The sequence below is a fragment of the Bradyrhizobium sp. 26S5 genome (assembly GCF_036923295.1).
Classification (GTDB): Bacteria; Pseudomonadota; Alphaproteobacteria; order Rhizobiales; family Xanthobacteraceae; genus Bradyrhizobium; species Bradyrhizobium septentrionale.
In genome coordinates this window covers 223,650-242,532 of record NZ_CP145948.1, presented here as the reverse complement: position 1 = coordinate 242,532, position 18,883 = coordinate 223,650, and the positions used below count along the sequence as shown (strand labels likewise).

The 18,883-nt window shown below is 63.8% G+C and carries 16 protein-coding genes; 8 read left to right on the top strand and 8 right to left on the bottom strand.

What is annotated here, in order from left to right; genetic code table 11:
- Nucleotides 1-81: 81 nt before the first annotated feature.
- From V5279_RS01120 to V5279_RS01110, 3 genes are all read right to left on the bottom strand, one after another.
- Complete coding sequence (locus V5279_RS01120) at nt 82-1,509, bottom strand: serine hydrolase (RefSeq protein ID WP_338694344.1); 1,428 nt, start codon at nt 1,507-1,509, stop codon at nt 82-84.
- Nucleotides 1,510-1,817: 308 nt separating this feature from the next.
- Nucleotides 1,818-2,876, bottom strand: a complete 1,059-nt coding sequence (locus tag V5279_RS01115) for a helix-turn-helix domain-containing protein (protein ID WP_338694342.1) — start codon at nt 2,874-2,876, stop codon at nt 1,818-1,820.
- A gap of 31 nt (nt 2,877-2,907) precedes the next feature.
- Nucleotides 2,908-3,483 carry a GNAT family N-acetyltransferase gene (locus tag V5279_RS01110; protein ID WP_338694341.1) on the bottom strand — a complete coding sequence of 192 codons (576 nt, stop codon included), beginning with the start codon at nt 3,481-3,483 and terminating at the stop codon, nt 2,908-2,910.
- A gap of 289 nt (nt 3,484-3,772) precedes the next feature.
- Between V5279_RS01110 and V5279_RS01105 the strand changes: the two genes are divergently transcribed.
- The 5 genes from V5279_RS01105 (at nt 3,773) to V5279_RS01085 (ending at nt 9,193) form a co-directional block, all read left to right on the top strand.
- Nucleotides 3,773-4,690, top strand: coding sequence for a pirin family protein (locus V5279_RS01105; RefSeq protein ID WP_166212595.1), 918 nt, complete (start codon nt 3,773-3,775; stop codon nt 4,688-4,690).
- 82 nt (nt 4,691-4,772) lie between these two features.
- Nucleotides 4,773-5,687 (top strand): phosphoribosylaminoimidazolesuccinocarboxamide synthase, encoded by a 915-nt coding sequence (locus tag V5279_RS01100; RefSeq protein WP_338694337.1) that lies wholly within the window; start codon nt 4,773-4,775, stop codon nt 5,685-5,687.
- A 274-nt stretch (nt 5,688-5,961) separates the two neighbouring features.
- Nucleotides 5,962-6,756 carry a crotonase/enoyl-CoA hydratase family protein gene (locus V5279_RS01095; protein ID WP_338694335.1) on the top strand — a complete coding sequence of 265 codons (795 nt, stop codon included), beginning with the start codon at nt 5,962-5,964 and terminating at the stop codon, nt 6,754-6,756.
- 241 nt (nt 6,757-6,997) lie between these two features.
- Nucleotides 6,998-7,813, top strand: coding sequence for a hypothetical protein (locus tag V5279_RS01090; RefSeq protein WP_338694333.1), 816 nt, complete (start codon nt 6,998-7,000; stop codon nt 7,811-7,813).
- Between the two features lie 135 nt (nt 7,814-7,948).
- Entirely contained in the window at nt 7,949-9,193 is a 1,245-nt protein-coding gene (locus V5279_RS01085; protein ID WP_338694331.1) for a hypothetical protein, read from the top strand.
- A gap of 106 nt (nt 9,194-9,299) precedes the next feature.
- Here V5279_RS01085 and V5279_RS01080 read toward each other — a convergent pair whose 3' ends face one another.
- Both V5279_RS01080 and V5279_RS01075 read right to left on the bottom strand, forming a co-directional pair.
- Entirely contained in the window at nt 9,300-10,670 is a 1,371-nt protein-coding gene (locus V5279_RS01080) for an FAD-dependent oxidoreductase (RefSeq protein ID WP_338694330.1), read from the bottom strand.
- Nucleotides 10,671-10,727: 57 nt separating this feature from the next.
- Nucleotides 10,728-11,366, bottom strand: a complete 639-nt coding sequence (locus tag V5279_RS01075) for a GntR family transcriptional regulator (protein ID WP_338694329.1) — start codon at nt 11,364-11,366, stop codon at nt 10,728-10,730.
- A gap of 206 nt (nt 11,367-11,572) precedes the next feature.
- Here V5279_RS01075 and V5279_RS01070 point away from each other — a divergent pair, with 206 nt between their 5' ends.
- Both V5279_RS01070 and V5279_RS01065 read left to right on the top strand, forming a co-directional pair.
- Complete coding sequence (locus V5279_RS01070; RefSeq protein WP_338694328.1) at nt 11,573-12,466, top strand: amino acid ABC transporter substrate-binding protein; 894 nt, start codon at nt 11,573-11,575, stop codon at nt 12,464-12,466.
- Between the two features lie 190 nt (nt 12,467-12,656).
- On the top strand, nt 12,657-14,261 hold the full coding sequence (locus tag V5279_RS01065; protein WP_338694327.1) for a diguanylate cyclase: 1,605 nt from the start codon (nt 12,657-12,659) through the stop codon (nt 14,259-14,261).
- A 101-nt stretch (nt 14,262-14,362) separates the two neighbouring features.
- On the opposite strand, the gene V5279_RS01060 is transcribed toward V5279_RS01065, so the two are convergent.
- Together V5279_RS01060 and V5279_RS01055 are read right to left on the bottom strand one after the other, a co-directional pair.
- Nucleotides 14,363-15,628 carry an MFS transporter gene (locus V5279_RS01060; RefSeq protein WP_338701772.1) on the bottom strand — a complete coding sequence of 422 codons (1,266 nt, stop codon included), beginning with the start codon at nt 15,626-15,628 and terminating at the stop codon, nt 14,363-14,365.
- Between the two features lie 159 nt (nt 15,629-15,787).
- Entirely contained in the window at nt 15,788-16,213 is a 426-nt protein-coding gene (locus V5279_RS01055) for a cupin domain-containing protein (RefSeq protein ID WP_338694325.1), read from the bottom strand.
- 70 nt (nt 16,214-16,283) lie between these two features.
- Here V5279_RS01055 and V5279_RS01050 point away from each other — a divergent pair, with 70 nt between their 5' ends.
- Nucleotides 16,284-17,099, top strand: coding sequence for an AraC family transcriptional regulator (locus V5279_RS01050; protein ID WP_166299963.1), 816 nt, complete (start codon nt 16,284-16,286; stop codon nt 17,097-17,099).
- Between the two features lie 123 nt (nt 17,100-17,222).
- On the opposite strand, the gene V5279_RS01045 is transcribed toward V5279_RS01050, so the two are convergent.
- A complete protein-coding gene (locus tag V5279_RS01045) occupies nt 17,223-18,716 on the bottom strand; it encodes an NAD-dependent succinate-semialdehyde dehydrogenase (RefSeq protein ID WP_338694323.1) in 1,494 nt (497 codons plus the stop codon).
- Nucleotides 18,717-18,883 lie beyond the last annotated feature (167 nt).

Sequence of the window (18,883 nt, the reverse complement as noted above, 5' to 3'; positions counted from 1 at the left end):
ATCGGAACGGAGCTCTAGATTCTTGTTTTGACGCGTTTTCTTCACGCGAACGGGTATCCACTTCGCTGGAAAACGCTCTAGTCAATTGCCGCCCGCGAGCCGCGCGCTGGTGGACGTCGCTGTGACGACGTCACGGACCAGGTCGAACACGCCGTCCGCCGCGGGCGGCATGTTCGGCGAGCGGCCGAGGCGGACGATGACGAGCCGCTGCGACGGCACGATCACGACATACTGTCCGATCGTGCCCTTGGCGAAGAAGGCGTCGCGCGGCATGCCGTGCGCGACACGATAATTGGCGCCAAAGCTGTCGCCGAGATTGGTCCAGAAGCCCGCGCCGATGCCGACCCAGGCATTCGCCGTCGGCGCGGCCGAATACCTCACCCAGCCTTCGGGCAGGATGCGTTTTCCCCCGACGACACCGTCATTGAGATAGAGCTGGCCGAGACGCGCCCAGTCGCGTGCGCTCGCCATCATCGCGCCCGATCCTTCCGGCGTGCCCGCAGCATCGAACTGCATCACGACATTGCGCATGCCGAGCGGACCGAACAATTCAGCCCGCGCGAACCGTATCACATCGGCGGCGTGGCCACCGGCCGCGTTGCGGATCAGATGCGAGAGGATGATGAAATTGCCGTCGTGGTAATTCCACGCCTTGCCCGGCGCCGTCTCGAGCGGAATGCTCTCGGCGTACGCGGCCATGTCCGGCTCCATAAACTTCATCCGGTTGACCGGCTCGAGCGCGGAGGCCAGCGAGGCCTGCAGCGAGCTGCCGAGCGCGAGGCCCGCGGTGTGGCGCAGGAGCTGATCGACCGTGATCGCGTGGCGCGGATCCTTCGGATCCTGCCAGGCGGCGATCGGCACCGGCTGGTCGACCGCAAGCTTGCCGTCGCGCACCAGAATTCCGATCAGGGCCGAGATCACCGATTTGGTTGCGGAGAAGCCGAGCAGCGGCGTGTCGATCCCGATGCCGTCGGCATAGCGCTCGGCGACGATGCGGCCATCCTTCATGACGACGACCGCGCGGGTGCGGCGGAACGGCGGCTCGGCCGGTTCCGCAAAGGCGCGATCCAGCGCGGCCGCAAGCTGCGGGGTCTGTGGTGCAACGATCGCGGGACCGGCGATCTCGGGCAGCAACGCGGCTTGCGGCCTCGAGGGCGGCAGCGGGCCATCGGCAAGCACCGCGCCGTGGTCGAGCGTGCAGCCGACCCCCTCGCGATAGACTGCGTGGCTGCGGCCAAGCCCGAACAGCGTCACGGTGACGTCCTTGCGATCAAGGTCGACCTCGGTGTCCATCGCCCAGGTGATCAGGCAGGTCCCCGGCATCGCGTCCGTGGTCTCGGCCAGGTTTCGCTTCGGGTCGAGCCCGCTGACGAAGGTCTCCGAGCAGACGATGTTCGCAACAAAACCGGTCGCGACCCTGGGCACGTCGCGGGCGCGGGCGGCAGACAGCGCCAACGCACCGAAAGCGGTGGCGGCGGCGAGAACAAGAAAGAGCTTTCGACGGGTCACGGGATCCTCCGGCAATGACGCGATGGGCGTGGCCGGGATCAGGCCGCGGGACGCCGGGAAACGCTCGCCGGATTTGGAAATGCGGCTAGTCGAGGATTGGCGGCGGCTCGCCGATTCTGGAATTGTGTTGTGATTACAGACAGCTGCGGTGACGTCCCTTCCCTTCTCCCCTTGTGGGAGAAGGTGGCGCGGATGCAATCCGCGCCGGATGAGGGGTCTCTATCCGCGGAGAGAGACCCCTCACCCGGCGCCTTCGGCGCCACCCTCTCCCACAAGGGGAGAGGGTGCAGCGGAGCCGGCGGCAACCCTCACACCACACCCGCCTTCACCTTCCGGTACTCCGTCGGGGTCACGCCGGTGGTCGCCTTGAAGGCGCGGTTGAAGGGGCCGAGCGACTGGAATCCGGCGTCCATCGCAATGGTGATGACGGGGACTTCAGCCTGCGAGGGATCGGCGAGCGCGGCCTTGGCTTCCTCGATGCGGTGGTTGTTGAGGAAGACGTTGAAATTGCGGTAGCCGAGCCGCTGGTTGAGCAGCCGCCGGAGACGATATTCGGGGATTTTCAGTCGGGTCGCCAAGGTGCCGATGGTGATGTTGTCGTGGCGGTAGATGCGCTCGTCCGCCATCAGCCGCATCAGGGCATCGACCAGTCTCTGGTCCGCCGCCTCCTCGACCGCGGCCGGCTTCGTCAGCACGACGGCCTCCGCCGGCACCGTGAACAACTCGGCGCCGTCGACGCGCATCATCGCCCAGGTGATTGCGGCCACGATGGCGGTGAGCACGGCCGCGTTCAGCAAATTGGCCCATTCCACGGTCACGCGGCTGCCGGCATAGGCGATCTGAAGCAGCGCGTTCATACCGCCGTACAGCGCAGATGCGGCGACGATGAAGACGCGGACACGGCGGCGGCGCTCGACCAGATCTGCCGACCACGATCCGATGGTTTGCGCCACCGCGAGCGCAACGAAGACGAGCGTGAGCGAATTGACCATGATGATCGCGATCCGCGCGTGACCGGCGGGTGCAATCCACGTGCAATTGACGAAGCTGTAGGCCACGACCGCGGCCCAGATCAGGCCGTGCCACCAGCGCAGCTGAAACGCATCATCGAACAGCGCACGCGTGAACAGCCAGAACACCACGATATCGCCGGTCGAGAGCGCGATTAGTGGCGCATGCCAGTCCGAGACCGGCGGCCCGGCACCAATCGACGCGGTCACCGCATGCGCGGCCGAACCCAACGCGAAGGCGGCCGCAAGGCGCCCGGACAGCACCTTGCGAAAATCAGTGAGCAGCAAGGCGGCAAGCACCAGCAGCAGCGCCACGCTGGCGCTGCGCAGGCAGAGTTCAAGTGCGGCCGATTTCATCGCCGAACAATCGTCGGTTGAACGAGGTTTTTCAAGATGGCTCGTGCTGCCAGCGCTGACGTGTCGTCACCCAGATATCGACCACATCGCCCTCGAGCTGGCCCGGCCCCTCGTTGACAGCACCGAGCCGCCGCGCCACGGCCTGCGAGGCGATATTGGCCGGATCGATACAATGGATGATGCGGTCGACGGTGAAATTGGCGAACACAAAGTCGATCGCGGCGCGCGCGGCTTCCACCGCATAGCCCTTGCCGCGATGTGCCTTGGCGATGCCCCAGCCGACCTCGAAGCCCGGCCATTCCGGCGGGTAATACGGGCCAACGCGGCCGATGTAGCGGCTTGAGGATTTCTCCTCGACCGCGAACATGCCGAAGCCATGCAGCGCCCAATGGCCCGAGATGACGGCGGCGTTGCGCCAGCCCTTCAGCTCCGAGGTGACCGGCTGATGATCCGGCGTGATGAAGCGCGCCGTCTCGGGATCGGACAGCATTTTCGTGTTGTCAGCGATGTCGGACGCCCGCCACGGCCGCAGCAACAGCCGTTCCGTCTCGATCACGGGACCGTCGACCTGCAACAGCTTTGCGCCCGGCCTGATCAGAGAAACCATGGCCTCCTCCAGTTTCCAAGTTTACGCTGTTATCACGCGCGCTCACGCGTCAGAAGTACTTCGTCGTCCCTGCCTAGTGCGCGATTGCGTACGGGAGCAGGGACCCATAACCACTGATGCGTGTTGCAAGCGAAGGCTGGGGCCCTAGCTTTGCGTACCAACATCCATTTGTGGTTATGGGTCCCGGCTCGCGCGGAGCCTGTCATCGGGCGGCGCTTCTCGCCGACCCGTTGGCTTGGCCGGGACGACGATTGGAGTATGATCGCGGCTAAAGAGAAGGAGACTTTCCATGAGCTGGCAGCCCTCGACCGATCCCGAACTCGGCGATCCCCAGACCTGCGACGCGCTGGATCTGATCATCGTGCCGCGCACCCGCGATCTCGGCGACGGCTTTGCCGTGCGCCGCGCGCTGCCGCATGGCAAGCGGCAGATGGTCGGGCCCTTCATCTTCTTCGACCATTTCGGGCCGGTGCAATTCCTCGCCGGCAAGGGCATGGACGTGCGGCCGCATCCGCATATCGGGCTTGCCACCGTCACCTATCTATTCGACGGCAGCATCATGCATCGCGACAGCGAGGGCAACATCCAGGAGATCCAGCCCGGCGCGATGAACCTGATGACCGCGGGCCGTGGCATCGCGCATTCCGAGCGCACCCCCGACGTGCAGCGCCGCGACGGCCAGAAGATGCTCGGGCTGCAAAGCTGGATCGCGCTGCCTGCGGGCAAGGAAGAGATCGCGCCGTCGTTCCAGCATTATGGCGCGGGCGACCTGCCGATGATCTCCGAGCGCGACTTCACCGCGCGCGTCATCGCGGGCTCTGCCTTCGGCATCACCTCGCCGGTCAGCATGGTCTCGCCATGGTTCTACACCGAGGTGACCGCCCAGGCCGGCACCTCGGTGCCGCTCGACCCCGATCACGAGGAGCGCGCGATCTACCTGGTCGACGGCGAGGTCGAGATCGCGGGCGACCGCCATGAGGGACCGCGGCTCCTGATCTTCCGGCCCGGCGACCGCATCACCGTGAAGACGCTGCGGCCGACCCGCATGATGTTCTTGGGCGGCGACGCCCTGGAAGGGCCGCGCCACATCTGGTGGAATTTCGTCTCCTCCTCGAAGGAGCGGATCGAGCAGGCCAAACAGGACTGGAAAACCGGGCGTTTCGCGCAGGTTCCGCACGAACACGAGTTCATTCCGCTGCCGGAGTGAGCTATTTCCTGTGATAGTCTCTGGCGCCCGCACGTCTCGTGCGGGCGCACGTCTTTGCAAGCCACCTAGAAAGACCAAGCCGATGTCTGCGATGCCCTCAAGCGATTTGCCCCTGCCCCGGATCGGCCGCGGCAAGGTGCGCGATATCTACGCCGTCGGCGATGATCGGGTGCTGCTGCTCACCACCGACCGCATCTCGGCGTTCGACGTCGTGATGTCGGAAACCATTCCGATGAAAGGCGCGGTGCTGACCCAGATCAGCGCCTGGTGGTTCCGGCAGCTCGAAGGCACCGTGCCGCATCACATGATCAGCGCCGACGCCGACGAGATCATCCGCGCGGTGCCTGAGCTCAAGAACCATCGCGCCGACATCCTGGGGCGCGCGATGCTGTGCAAGCGCACTACCGTGTTCCCGATCGAATGCGTGATCCGCGGCTACATCTCCGGCTCGGCGTGGAAGGAATACGCGGCCGACGGCACGCTTGCGGGCGAGAAATTGCCGGCCGGCCTGGTCGAAAGCCAGAAGCTTGAGCCTTCGATCTTCAGCCCGGCGACCAAGGCCGAGGCTGGCCATGACGAGAACATCACGGTGGCGCGGGTGCGCGAGATCGTAGGCCTCGAGGTTGCCGCGACGCTCGAGAAGATGGCGCGCGACGTCTACGGCTATGGCGAGCAGACCAGCCGCGCCCGCGGCATCATCATCGCGGATACGAAATTCGAGTTCGGGCGCGACAAGGATGGCCGCATCATCCTGATCGACGAGGTGATGACGCCGGATTCGTCGCGCTTCTGGGCGGTCGACGCCTACAAGCCGGGCCAGCCGCAGCCGAGCTTCGACAAGCAGCCGCTGCGCGACCATCTCGATGTCGAGCGCCGCGCCGGCCGCTGGAACGGCGACGCGCCCGCCCCGCCGCTGCCGGCCAGCGTGGTGGACGCGACCAGCAAGCGCTACCTTGAGGCATATCGCCGCGTCACGGGGACCGAGCTGAAGGTTTAGCTACCGTCCTCATATTCGATCTATCACCGTCACTTTTGATCTATCACCGTCACCCTGAGGTGCTCGCGAAAGCGAGCCTCGAAGGGTCGACGGCCACCAGCGAGGCAGTGCATCCTTCGAGGCTCGCTCCGCTCGCACCTCAGGATGACGGGGAAAGAACGGCGTGCGCCGCGACGTCCACCCTACGGAATTGTGCTGTCTGTCACGGGATTGCGCGCACCTCGCCACTGATGTCACTCTCCGGACACAACAAGAACAGCCCAGGGAGCGCCCCATGTCCGATGCCGATACCGTGCTCGTCGAGCGCGATGGTCCGGTCACCATCGTCTCTATCAACCGTCCGCACAACCGCAACGCCGTCGACGGCGCCACCGCGCGCAAACTGTATGACGCGTTCACAGCCTTCGATGCCGATGCGAGCGCATCGGTCGCGGTGTTCACCGGCACCGGCGGCTATTTTTGCGCCGGCGCCGATCTGAAGGCAGTGGCGGCAGGCGATCCCAACAAGAAGCGCGAGGTCGGCGGCCACAACACGATCGCGCCGATGGGACCGAGCCGGCTGCGGCTTTCGAAACCCGTGATCGCCGCGATCGAGGGTTTTGCGGTCGCCGGCGGCATGGAGCTCGCGCTGTGGGCCGACATGCGCGTGGTTGCCGAGGACGCAACCTTCGGCGTGTTCTGCCGCCGCTTCGGCGTGCCGCTGATCGATCTCGGCACCATCCGCCTACCGCGGCTGATCGGCCATTCGCAGGCGATCGATCTGATCCTCACCGGACGCCCGGTCGGCGGCGCGGAGGCGCATCGCATGGGCCTCGCCAACCGATTGGTGCCGAAGGGCGAGACGCGCGCGCACGCGATCGCGCTTGCCAATGACATCGCCCGCTTTCCGCAAAACTGCATGCGCGCCGACCGCTTGTCGGCGCTGCGGCAGTGGGACCTCGACGAGGAAGAGGCGATCAGAAACGAGATGCGCGGCGGGCTCGATGTGATCGCCTCGGGCGAGACCCTGTCGGGCGCAACGCGCTTCGCCTCCGGCGTCGGTCGTCACGGCGCCTTCGGCAAGGAATAAGATCATCTGTTCCGACGGATGCGAGGCGGCCTCTCCACGCAGCAGAGGCCGCAGCGCCTGCCGCGGGCGTGAAGCCGATTCAGCCGAGCGATCAGCACGTTGCGCCGCGCGCGCGGGAAGTGTGACCACGCCGTAGGACAAGATCACATGCTGCCATGAGAAGCTTTGCCGATTTTTAACCTGACAACCCGCTCGCCGAATTGCATCGTTGAGATGACACAATCCCGGGGCGGCGACTGTCATGGAGCGGCTTATTGAAGTAAGAAGGCGGAGCGAAATATTTTCGCCAGCCTTCAATTTCAAAATGTTTCTTCGTTTCGCAAAAAAAATATCTTCGCTACGGACAACGCGCGCACTATCTCAGATCAAGATCGTCGAATTGCCTCGCCTCGGCGCAATCACCGGCGATGCGATGTCCGAGCGACCGGATGTTCTGCGGGATGTTTCAGCGACGGCGCTGGAACACATGCAGCGCTGTTTGCCGCAATCCTGGTCGGGGCTGACCCGCGCGGATCTTTTATACGTGTTTGCCTCAACTGCGGCGCATAATCTCAAGCCCTACGGCAAAGGATGCTCGTCGCAGGACTACAGTGAGCTGCTGCGCTCGGAGCATCTCGACTGCTCGAACTACGGCCTGCTGACCTATTACTTCTCGCGTCTTCTCCTCAGCGAAGCAGATCGCAGGCCGCTCTCCCTTGTCGGATGGGACGGAGGCGCCGTCGGAAATCATCAGATGCTGTTCCTGAGCGAACCCGGCAAGACGCCGCATCTGGCAATCGATCCGACCCTGGGCATCGCCTGCATCGCGAGCTTTGACGATATCGCATCGGGCAAGCCGGTTCCGGCTGATGCGATCGCGATCATCGGCGCGACGGAACAACTCAACGCTTCAAGAGTTGTCTTCATTACGGCACTGCTGGAGGGGCAATTCCGACCATCCGATCTCCTGTACTATTTCCCGACCGTCGAGGACTATCTCACGCGGTACGGCAACCCGTTCGATTGGCCGACGCCGGCCATTTCCATCCTGCGAGACCGGCATTCCGGAGATCGTTGAAGCAGCCGCCAGCCGATGCACAGCGTCATTCAGACCAGATCGCACAGCATTCTCGTTCTCTACGACCCGAATGCCCTGGCCACCGAATTCGTCCGTCAGCACCTGATGGCGATCCAGCGCCATTCGAGGCATGACGTGGCCTATGCCGCCGCGACGTTCGATTGCAAGGCCGATTTTCCTCTCGAATTGTTCGATGCGCTTGTCATTCATTTCTCGGTGCGCATGCCGTTCGAAACGATGTCGCCCTCGTTCGTGGAGCTTGTGTCCAGGTTCAGCGGACCCAAGGTGCTGCTGATCCAGGACGAATACGACATGCCGCGGAAGGCATGCGCCTTGATCAGGAAGCTCGGCGTCGACACGATCTTCACGACCGTGCCCAAGCCGTTTGTCGAAAAGTTCTATCCGTCCGCCGAACTGCCGAACGTGAAGTTCAGATCCTGCCTGACGGGCTATGTTCCCGACGAACTGCCGTTCGAGTTGGCCACGCCGCTGGCGGAACGACGCCTCTGGCTCGCTTACCGTGGAAGAAAGCTCCCCATCTGGTACGGGCAATTGGGATTCGAGAAATCCACCATCGCGCAGCGGATGAAGGCCGAATGCGCCGCTCGCAATGTCCCCCACGACATCGAATGGGAGGAAGACAAGCGGGTCAACGGCTCCGCCTGGTTCTCTTTCATGACGGATACGAGAGCGATGCTTGGCACCGAGAGCGGCGCCAATGTCCTCGACGCATGGGGCGATATTCGCAACGCTGTCCTGGCGATGGCGAAGGAGCAGCCGGATCTCAGCGATGACGAGCTTTACCGGCGCGTCGTCGCTCCGCATGAAAACAATGTCAGCATGGGCCAGATGAGCCCGAAGATCTTCGAGGCGATTGGACTGAAGACCGGGCTGGTGTTGTTCGAAGGTTCCTACTCCGATGTGATCCGACCCGACGAACACTACATTCCGCTCCGAAAGGACTACAGGAATCTGGATGACGTGCTGAAGCGGCTCGCCGACGTACCCAGCCTGCAAAAAATGGTCGATCGCGCCTATCGCGACGTCATTCTAGGCGGCGCGTATGGCTACCACCGATTTGTCAGCGACATCGACGAGGCGATCGAGCAAGCCAGCACGCTTGGTCCACCGCGCGAGCGGCGGCCGACATTCGCGCTGGTGCGTATCGATGCGCAACAAGAGAGCTGGTCGGCACTGACACCGCACCTGCCTCTTACCGCACCAATTGAGCTGCGGTCGCCACAACCGCATCCGCTCATCTCGGGCAAGGCCCGCGACCTCTGGCTGAAGCTGCCGGAACGGGTGAGAACGCCCTTGGCCAGCTTGTTCGGGCCCCCGGCAAGGCGCATCAGGGCGCTCATCGGCAATGATAGCCACTGAGTGCGCGCGCGACGGGCGCGGATGAAGCCGAGCGCGTCCGGGAGCGTCCGCGGTTACAATCCCGGATTTGGCTTCGCTGCATCCGGGCTACGAAGGTCGGTTTAAGCTACAGCAATCCGCGGCTTTCGCTCGCCGCGAGCTCGTCCATCAGCGCCTTGTCCTGATAGCGCGCGAGCGAAAGGCTGCGGGCGAAGGCCGGCACGGGCGCGCCGACGACCGTGCGGGCACAGAGATCGCCGGTGGCGCAGGCGCCCATGGTGCCGTAGCCGGACAGCGCGGTGGCAAGGAACACGCCTGATGTCTTCGCCGCCCCGATCAGCGGCCAGTTCTCTTTCGTCATCGGATAATAGCCGCCGTAATGCACGCGGTCGCGCGGCAGCGCGCCGAGATAGTGCGCGAGCCGCGGCTGCAGCCGGCTCGCGGCGCGCAGCACCACTTCGGGGAAATAAGGATTCAGCTCCGGCTCGCGGACCGGCTCCGTGGTCTGCTCGGCGTTGAAGGCCCAGCCGAGCTTGATCCACTCGCCATGATCTCCGCCATCGGGCCGGCAATGGATGCTGCCCGGCATCGGCTGCAGCAGGCGCGAAAATTCCGGCGCCGCGGACAGCGCCTCGCGCTCGTCATCGGACCAGGCCAGGGTCTGGCCGTCGAGATCGATCGCAAACGGCATTTTGCGATCGACCGCCCGGTTGCGGTCGGCGAAGGCGATCTTCTGCTGCAGCACGTTGACGATCGGAAGCCGCTCGCCATGCATCGCAGCCACATGCGCGGCAAATGGGCCCGCGGCATTGATGATGATGTCGGCATTGATGGTCTGTCTCGCGCCATCGGCCAGCACATCGACGGTGAAGCGATCGGTCTTCGCGATGCCGACGACTTTTGCCTGCTGGAATTGCGCACCCAGAGGTCGCATGGTCTCCAGCATGTACTGGCCGAGCTGCTGCCCGCTGATATCGCCGGCGCGGCGGATGTGCAGCGCGGTCGCAACCTCCTTGTCGAAGGTCGGGTAATGCGCCGCGATCAGATCGCGGCCGAGCAGGACGTCGACACCGTCGGGCGCGCTCTGCCAGTCCGCCGAATGCGGCGGCCGATAGCCGCGGCTTGCGCCCTCATGCAGGCGGATCAGTTTCGCAGCCTGCTCGCCATAGCCGGCGTAGAGTTGCTGCAACAGGTCGTCCGGTCGCTCCTCGCGCGTGACCAGGAGATATCCGCGCCGCGTCATGTGGATGCGGTTGTCGCTGCGGCGCGCGATCTCCTCCATCAGGTCGGTGGAATGGTTGGTGAAATTGGCCATCGTCGGGTGCGGCCACCAGTTGCGATAGTTCTCGCCCGACTGCGCCGAGGTCAATGCCATCGGCTGGCCCTCGTCGACGATCAAGAGACGCGCGCGCTTGTGCTGGACCGCGAGGTAATAGGCCGTGGCGATGCCGACGATGCCCGCACCGATCACCAGGATTTCGACGTCATTGATCTTCACGCGTAGTCTCCCAAAGGCCCGCAGCGGGACCTGCGATGATTCACATTGTTCGAGCGATCAGACCGGGCGCCCCTCGCCGGCATCGCGTAACGCCTGACGCTGTGCCGATCGCAGCGTCTTCTGCGTTTCCTCGATATGCTCGCGCAGCAGCCGGACCGCCTTCTTGGCCTCGCCGTCGCGGCAGAATTCGAGCAACTTGTAATGCTCGCGTTGCGGACGTTCCTTGCCGGTCGCTTGCGACACCAGCGCCCGCGTGAAGCGGCCGACATGGCCGTAATTCGCCTCGATCATGCTGAGCAGCCGCGGGCGATTGCACGGCGCGTAGAGCGTGGCGTGGAATTTCCAATTGAAGGCGCCCCATTGCGCCGGATCAGGCTCAGCGTCGTAGGCGCGCAGGATTTTCGTCGCTTCCTCGAGATCGATCTCGCCCATGGCGGGGATCGCCAAGCGCAACGCATGACATTCGAGCGCGATCCGGATCTCGAGCAGCTCGATCACCTCGTCGATCGACAGGTCGGAGACGACCGCGCCGCGGTTGGGCAGGAACGTGACAAAGCCCTCGGCCTCGAGCTGGCGCAACGCCTCGCGCACGGGGATGCGGCTGGTCCCGAACCGCGCGGCGAGCTCGTCCTGACGCAGCTGCAATCCGGGCGCGAGCTCGCCCGAGCTGATCGCAGCCCGCAGCGCTTCGCGCACGGCATCCGGCGCGGAACCGTGGGGTCCGGCCGCTCGAGGGCTTGTTGCGGTTGCAGGTTCCATCTGACTGCTCTCTCGCTGGGTGACCTGGGGGAAGATATCCGACTAGGTAACGATTGTATAAAATCACTTTGTCGATTATGCAATGCTGTGTATAAAATCTAATCTCATCATATCCAATTCTGCCGACCACCGAGCATCATCCGATGAACCAGCCTCTCAAGCAGTTGATTTGTATAACCTTTCTTTCGATTGCGACGTCGGCACTGGCCCAATCGCCCGGCGGCACGCTGGCCAAGATCCGCGACGCCGGCGAGATCCGGCTCGGGCACCGCGACGTCTCGGTCCCGTTCTCCTATCTCGACGACAACCAGAAGCCGGTCGGCTTCGCCATGGACCTCTGCGCGCGGATCGTCGACGCGGTGAAGGGCGAGCTCAAGCTGCCCGCGCTGCAGACCAGGCTGCAGCCGATCCAGCTCTCCACCCAGATTCCGCTGATCGAGAACGGCACCATCGACATCGTCTGCGGTCCTGCCACCAACACGCTGGAGCGGCAGAAGGTGGTGGCCTTCAGCACCACGATCTTCGTGTCGAGCATCCGCGCGGTGGTGCAGAAGGACGCGCCGATCAAGAGCTTCGAGGATCTCGCCGGCCGGCCGGTCTCGCTGACCTCAGGCTCGACCTCGATCGGCCTGTTGAGCGCACGCGCCCAGGCCAACAACTTTCAGACCAAGAACATCCTTACGCCGGATCATGCCGCCTCGTTCCTGGCGCTGACCACCGGGCGCAGCGATGCCTTCGTGATGGACGACATCCTGCTCGCCAGCCTGATCGCGGGCAGCCCCAACCCCGCGAACTGGCGCATCATCGACGACAGCCTGCGCACCGAGCCTTACGGGCTGATCATCCGCAAGGGCGATCCGGAGTTCAAGGCGCTGGTCGACAAGACGCTGGTCGCCATGATGAAGAGCAACGAATTCCAGGAGCTCTACGCAAAATGGTTCACGCGGCCGATCCCGCCGAAGAACGTGAACCTGAACTTCCCGATGACCGCGCCGCTGAAGGACGCGGTGGCCAATCCGAACGACAAGGGCGTGTGACAGGACTGATCCGCGCGGTTGCCGGATCAATCCGGCGAGGCCCCCGCACCACAACGCACCGTTCTTGCGGCAAAGTGGCCGGTTCCCGTCAACCGCATGTTAGGCAGGAACCGAACTCCCAAGAAGAAACCTCGGGCCATTGTAACGTCTGTGAGTTTCGAATAGCGGCTCTTCATTGGGAAACGCCGCCATGTCAGTACCCAATCTCAAAATCCGCGGCCGCACGCTGCTCGCCGCCAAGGTCATCTTCAACTTCGGCCAATCCGCGATCGATTGCGTGGTGCGCCGGATCACCGACGATGGCGCGACCATCGAACTGGAAAGCGGGCTCGGGATTCCCGAGCACTTCCAGCTCTCGATCGCCAGCGAAAGCGCGGTGCTTGCTTGCAGGCGGACCTGGCAATCCGAAAAGCAGATCGGGGTCACCTTCGAACTGCAGCAGGTCGCCGACACCGCCGCGTCGAATGAGAAGGCGTCAGGCGAGCATGGTGGAGATCAGGTCGTGCGCCGCCAGATGCTGGCCCTGCGGGCGGCGCTCGATCAGGTGCCGCTCGGCATCGTTCTGCTCGACCCGAGGCTGAATGCCCGTTTCATCAACCAGGCGTTCCGGCGGATGTGGGCGTTGTCCGACGCGGTCGCCGACCGGCATCCATCCTTTGCGGAGCTGATCTTCCACGGGCGCGATACCGGCGCCTATGACATTCCGGCAGACCGGATCGAAGCCTATGTCGCCGAGCGCATCGAGCGCGTCGCGCGGAACGAGAGTTTTCAGCTCGATCTGCGTCGCAGCAAGGGCGACGTCATCCGCATGCAATGCACGCCGCTGCCCGACGGCGGCCGGATGCTGAGTTACATGGAGGTCACCGATATCGTCCGTCAGTCGGATGAGCTGAAGGCACTGCGCGACGCGCTGGAAACCGTGCAGGACGGCGTGCTGCTGCTCGACAGCGAGCTCAGGGCGACATTCATGAATCAAAAAGTACGGCTGTTCTGGGAGATCGACGAACAGGAGGTGGCGACACGTCCGACCTATGCCTCGTTGATCACCCGCGCGCGGCGGGCGGTCGATCCGCATGCATCGCCGAAGGAGCTCATGGGCTTTGCCAGCAAACGGATCGCCGAGGTCAAGGCGGGCGATCATGTCCGCGAGTTGCGGACCCCCGACGGCCGCCGCCTCCGGGCGCATTGCACCACCATGGCCGGTGGCGGCCGCATGATCACCTATTACGACGTCACCGATCTGATCCGGAATGCGGAGCAGCTCGAGCGGCTCGCGACCACCGATCCGCTGACCGGTCTCTTCAACCGGCGGCACTTCCTATTCACGCTGGATGCCGAGTGGAGCCGCTTCCAGCGCTACCACCGCGCGATGTCGGTTCTGATGGTGGACATCGATCACTTCAAGAACGTCAACGACCGCTATGGCCACGCCATCGGCGACGAGGCGATCAAGGCCATGGTTGGCGCCTGCCTGCACGGCAAGCGGAAATCCGACATTGTCGGCCGGGTCGGCGGCGAGGAGTTCGCCATCGTGCTGCCGGAGACGAATCTGTCGCGCGCCAGGATCGTTGCGGAGCGCGTCCGCAAGCGCATTGCCTCCCAGACGCTGCGCGTGCGTGATGCACCGTTCCAGATCACGGCGAGTATCGGGATCGCCGAAGCCTCGCTCAGCATGGCTGGCACGGAAGCCCTGATGAGCGCCGCCGACCAGGCGCTGTATCAGGCGAAAGCGCAGGGGCGGAATTGCTGCGTGTGCTGGTCGCCGCCGTCGCCGACGCCGCTGGCCGCGGAGTAGCATGGCGTCCGGAGATCGTCGGCGAGGGTCGCGATCACGTCGAAGTTCCGTCGCTCGGCAATCGCCGGACGACCGATGCTACCGCGCCTGTTTTAAAAGACTTACCGCAACGCGAAGCGAACTCGGACAACCCAGATCGCCGCTCCGCTGACCAGCGCGCCAAACATGACGTAGTAGCTTGGCGAAAGCGGGTCACCGCTTATCGAACTCAGGCCCGTCAGCACGAAGGGCGTAGATCCGCCAAAGATGGCCACGCCGAGATTGTAGCTGAGCGCAAGACCGCTCGTACGCATCCTGGCCGGAAAGATCTCGGCCATCAGCGCGGGCAATGGCGCAAAATAGAGCGCAATGACGAGGCCCCGCAGACCTTGCACGGTCACCAACGTGCCGAGCGTCGGAGACTGCTTCACCACGGCGAAGGCCGGGTAGGCCAAGACGAGCGCCGCAACGGTTCCGATCGTCATGGTCGCAGTCCGGCCGATAAAGTCGGACAACGCGCCAATGACCGGGGAGAGAAGGAAGATCACGAGGCCGGTGACCACCGTGCCAACAAAGGCAGTCGCCGGCTCCATCTGGAATTGCTTCGTTGCATAGGTGGGCATGAAGACCGCCATCCAGATTGTGATCGTGGCCAGCACAATCAGCCCGGACGCGACCAGAACCCGCATCTTTTCCGACCGAAACATCTCGAGAGCCGGCTGCTTGGCTTCCGTCGGCTCAGAGAATTCAGAGGACTCGAGCACGGCCCGGCGAATGTAAATCCCTATCGGGCCAAGCGCGGCGCCGAACAGGAAAGGCACACGCCAACCCCAGGTTTCGAACTGGTCGGGTGAAAGACCCCACGTAAGCAGCGCGCCGAATGCGGATGCCAGCCCGAGCGCAAAACCTTGCGTGGCTGTTTGCCAGCTTGCGACGTAACCTCTTCGACGGGGATCGTGTTCGGCGAGGAGCGCAGTCGCGCTGCCAAACTCACCTCCGGCCGAGAAGCCCTGCAACACCCGGCCTGCCACAACCGCTATTGGCGCAAGCACTCCTGCAGAGGCGTAGCTTGGCGCCAAAGCGACGATGAGCATGCCCGCGGTCATCAATAGAAGCGAAAGGCTCATCACCTCCCTTCTACCGATCTTGTCGCCCAGATTACCGAGATAGACCGCGCCAAGCGGCCTCACGAAAAACGTGACACCGAACGTACCCAGAAAGAGCAGAAGCGACGAGGTGTCATTGGTCGCCGGAAAGAACAGCCTTGCGATCGTCCCAGCCATCGTGCCGTAGATAATCAGATCAAAGCACTCGAACATGTTGCCGAGCGATGCGGCAACGATGGTCTTACCGGCCTGCTCTTGCACGCGCGGTAGTTCAGCCGTCATTTCTGCCACGCTTGTCCCCATCCGATATGCCGCATACCGCCTGCGGTGCGCAGGCTTTCAGGCCCAACTGCCCTGCAATAGGGGGTAATCGGCCGCAGCCGATTACCCAGCCCAATTTTCAATGCCGGTGTTTTCCGGAGCGCTTCGGGCTTCCGAAAACTATGCGCCAAACTCCCGCATCGGTTTGCGTTCGGACGCTTCGGGACCGTCAACGTTGACGACGGTCTCGCCCTTCCCGAGGCGAACGAATACGTAGCGAACGTCGTCTCCTCCTTCGAGGATCTGACAGCGATGGATCGCACGGCGCGGAAAGTAGGCGTAATCGCCCTTGCCCATCTCGAAGGACCGGGCACCATTTTCGCCGAAGTCGACACGGATCCGGCCGGAGAGCATGTACATCACGCTGTCGAACTGTTCGTGGTGATGCCATTGGCTGGGCTGGTCGAGAGCTGTCACGTGACACTCCCCGACCCACAGGTCACCAACCTCAAGGGCTTTCTTGCGGTTCTGACCCGGGGTCAATGGACCATCAACCAGCTTGTCTGCGGTGATATATCCGATCTCTTGAAAAAGGCCTGTGCTCACGGTTCTTTCCTTGCGACGTTGGCGACGATGCACATCTTGAAAGATGCCGCAGTTAGCCTAGGCTGTTCGGATGCAGATAAACTGCCAATTCCTGTCGCCAACGCGACAAGCGGAGATCCTGCCCTTCGAGACCGCGCCGCGGCCGATCGTAGGATTCGCTTGCGATTATCCCTCGGGCCTGGCGACCGGATTTCACACGCATCCACGCGCGCAATTGCTCTACGCGACGTCGGGCGTCATGCGCGTGGAGACGCCGGAGTCCAACTATGTCGTGCCGCCGACGACAGCGCTGCTTGTGCCGGCGAATGCGCAGCATGCCATCAGCATGGACGGCCCCGTCACGATGCGCGCGCTGTTTCTGCGGGAAGACGCGGCCACCCGCGTAGGCTGGAAATCAAAAGTCATCGCGGTGTCCGGATTGCTCCGCGAAGTTATCGTGGCTGCCTGTGCTGAACCGGTCGAGTGGTCGCTGGATGGCAGAGGCCAACATCTCGCGGAGCTCGCGCTTGACGAGATCGCCAAAGCGACACCGTTGCCGCTCGGCTTGCCTCTTCCAAGAGATCCGCGCTTGCGCCGCGTGATCTCTGCGCTTCGTTCGCATCCTCACGACGCGAGGAGCCTGGAAGAATGGAGCGAGGTCGCCAATGCGTCCAGTCGAACCCTCGCTCGAGTGTTTCGCGCCGAAACCGGGCTAAGCTTCCGCCAATGGCGTCAGCAGGCGCGATTGACCGAGGCATTGAGCGCGCTGACGTTGGGCGTCCATCCTGCAAGGGCCGCTGCAATCGCCGGCTTCAACAGCGTGCCTGCTTTCGGGGCTGCATTCCGCGAGTTGTTCGGGATAACGCCAGGGCAAGCACGATCGCTTCGTTCTGGCCCAACCCGATAGAAGCTGGAGGGCAGGCCAGAACAATGTTCCAGCCTGCTCCACAATCGGCAGCCGCCCCCTGACGCGACACCAGCCGACTGGTGTCACAACGCGATCGACTCGTTCGGCATGCGATGTCGCGGATCAGACCCCCGCCATCATCACGTATTTGATCTCGACATATTCATCCATGCCGTGGCGCGAGCCTTCGCGGCCGAGACCGCTTTCCTTGACGCCGCCGAACGGCGCCACCTCGGTCGTGATCAGGCCGGAGTTGACGCCGACCATGCCCGACTCCAGCGCTTCGGCGACGCGCCAGACGCGGCCGATGTCGCGCGAATAGAAGTAGGAAGCGAGGCCGAACGGCGAGGCGTTGCACATTGCGATCACATCGGCTTCCTCCTTGAAGCGGATCACCGGCGCGAGCGGACCGAAGGTTTCCTCCTGCGCAACAAGCGCGTCGGGCCGCACATCCGACAGCACGGTCGGCTCGAAGAAGCTGCGGCCGAGCGATGAGCGCTTGCCGCCGGTCACGATCTTGGCGCCGCCCTTCACGGCATCGGCAATATGGCGCTCTACCTTTTCGATCGCCTTCATGTTGATCAGCGGGCCCTGGGTTACGCCTTGCTCGGTGCCGTCACCGATCTTCATCTCCGCGACCTTCTTCGACAGCTTCGCGACGAACTGATCGTAGATCTTGTCCTGGGCATAGATGCGATTGGCGCAGACGCAGGTCTGACCCATGTTGCGATACTTCGAGACGATGGCGCCTTCGACGGCGGCATCGATATCGGCATCGTCGAACACCACGAAGGGCGCGTTGCCGCCGAGCTCGAGGCCGAGCTTCTTCACGCCGACCGACGCCTGCCGGTACAGGATCTTGCCGACGTTGGTCGAACCGGTGAAGCCGACGAAGCGCACCGCCGGATGTTCGCACAGCACCTTGCCGATCGGCGGCGCATCACCGGTGACGATGTTGAGCACACCCTTGGGCACGCCGGCCTTCTCGGCCAGCACAGCGAGCGCGAGCGCCGACAGCGGCGTCTCGTTGGCGGGCTTCAGCACCACCGTGCAGCCCGCGGCCAGCGCCGGCGAGACCTTTCGCGTGATCATCGAGTTCGGGAAATTCCACGGCGTGATGGCGCCGCAGACGCCGATCGGCTGCCGGATCGCCAGCAGGCGGGCATCCGGACGCTGGGTCGGGATGGTCTCGCCGTAGACGCGGCGGGCTTCCTCCGCGAAGAATTCGACATAGGCGGCGCCGATATCGACTTCGCCGAGCGCTTCCGCCAGCGGCTTGCCCTGCTCGGAGGTCAGGATCAGCGCGAGGTCCTCGCGGTTGGCGATGATCAGGTCGAACCATTTGCGCAAAATGTTGGAGCGCTGCTTGGCGGTCAGCTTGGCCCAGGCCGGGAATGCGCGCTCGGCGGCCTCGACGGCGCGGGTCGCGTCATCGGCGCTGAGCTGCGGGATCTTGATCAGTACGACGCCGGTAGCCGGATTGTTGACGGCAAATTCTGGCGTGCCGACCCAGGCGCCGTCGATGTAGCAGCGGTCGCGCAGCAGCGACGGATCTTTCAGGCGGTCCTGGAGGGAGGCTGCGGATTGCGTGGCGCGTGCGGCAACGGGCGGGGTCATGGCGTTACTCCTCGAATTTCCTTGGATTTACTCGAATTTCCCGGGATTTTCTCTTGGGCGTATTCGCGGCCTATATAGGCTGGAACGCGCCGCGATGCACCGGCGGCGGGCGCGACCCTGCGTCGAGGAATAGGGAGAGCTGGCGCGGAGTTACGCGGCGTTGCGCG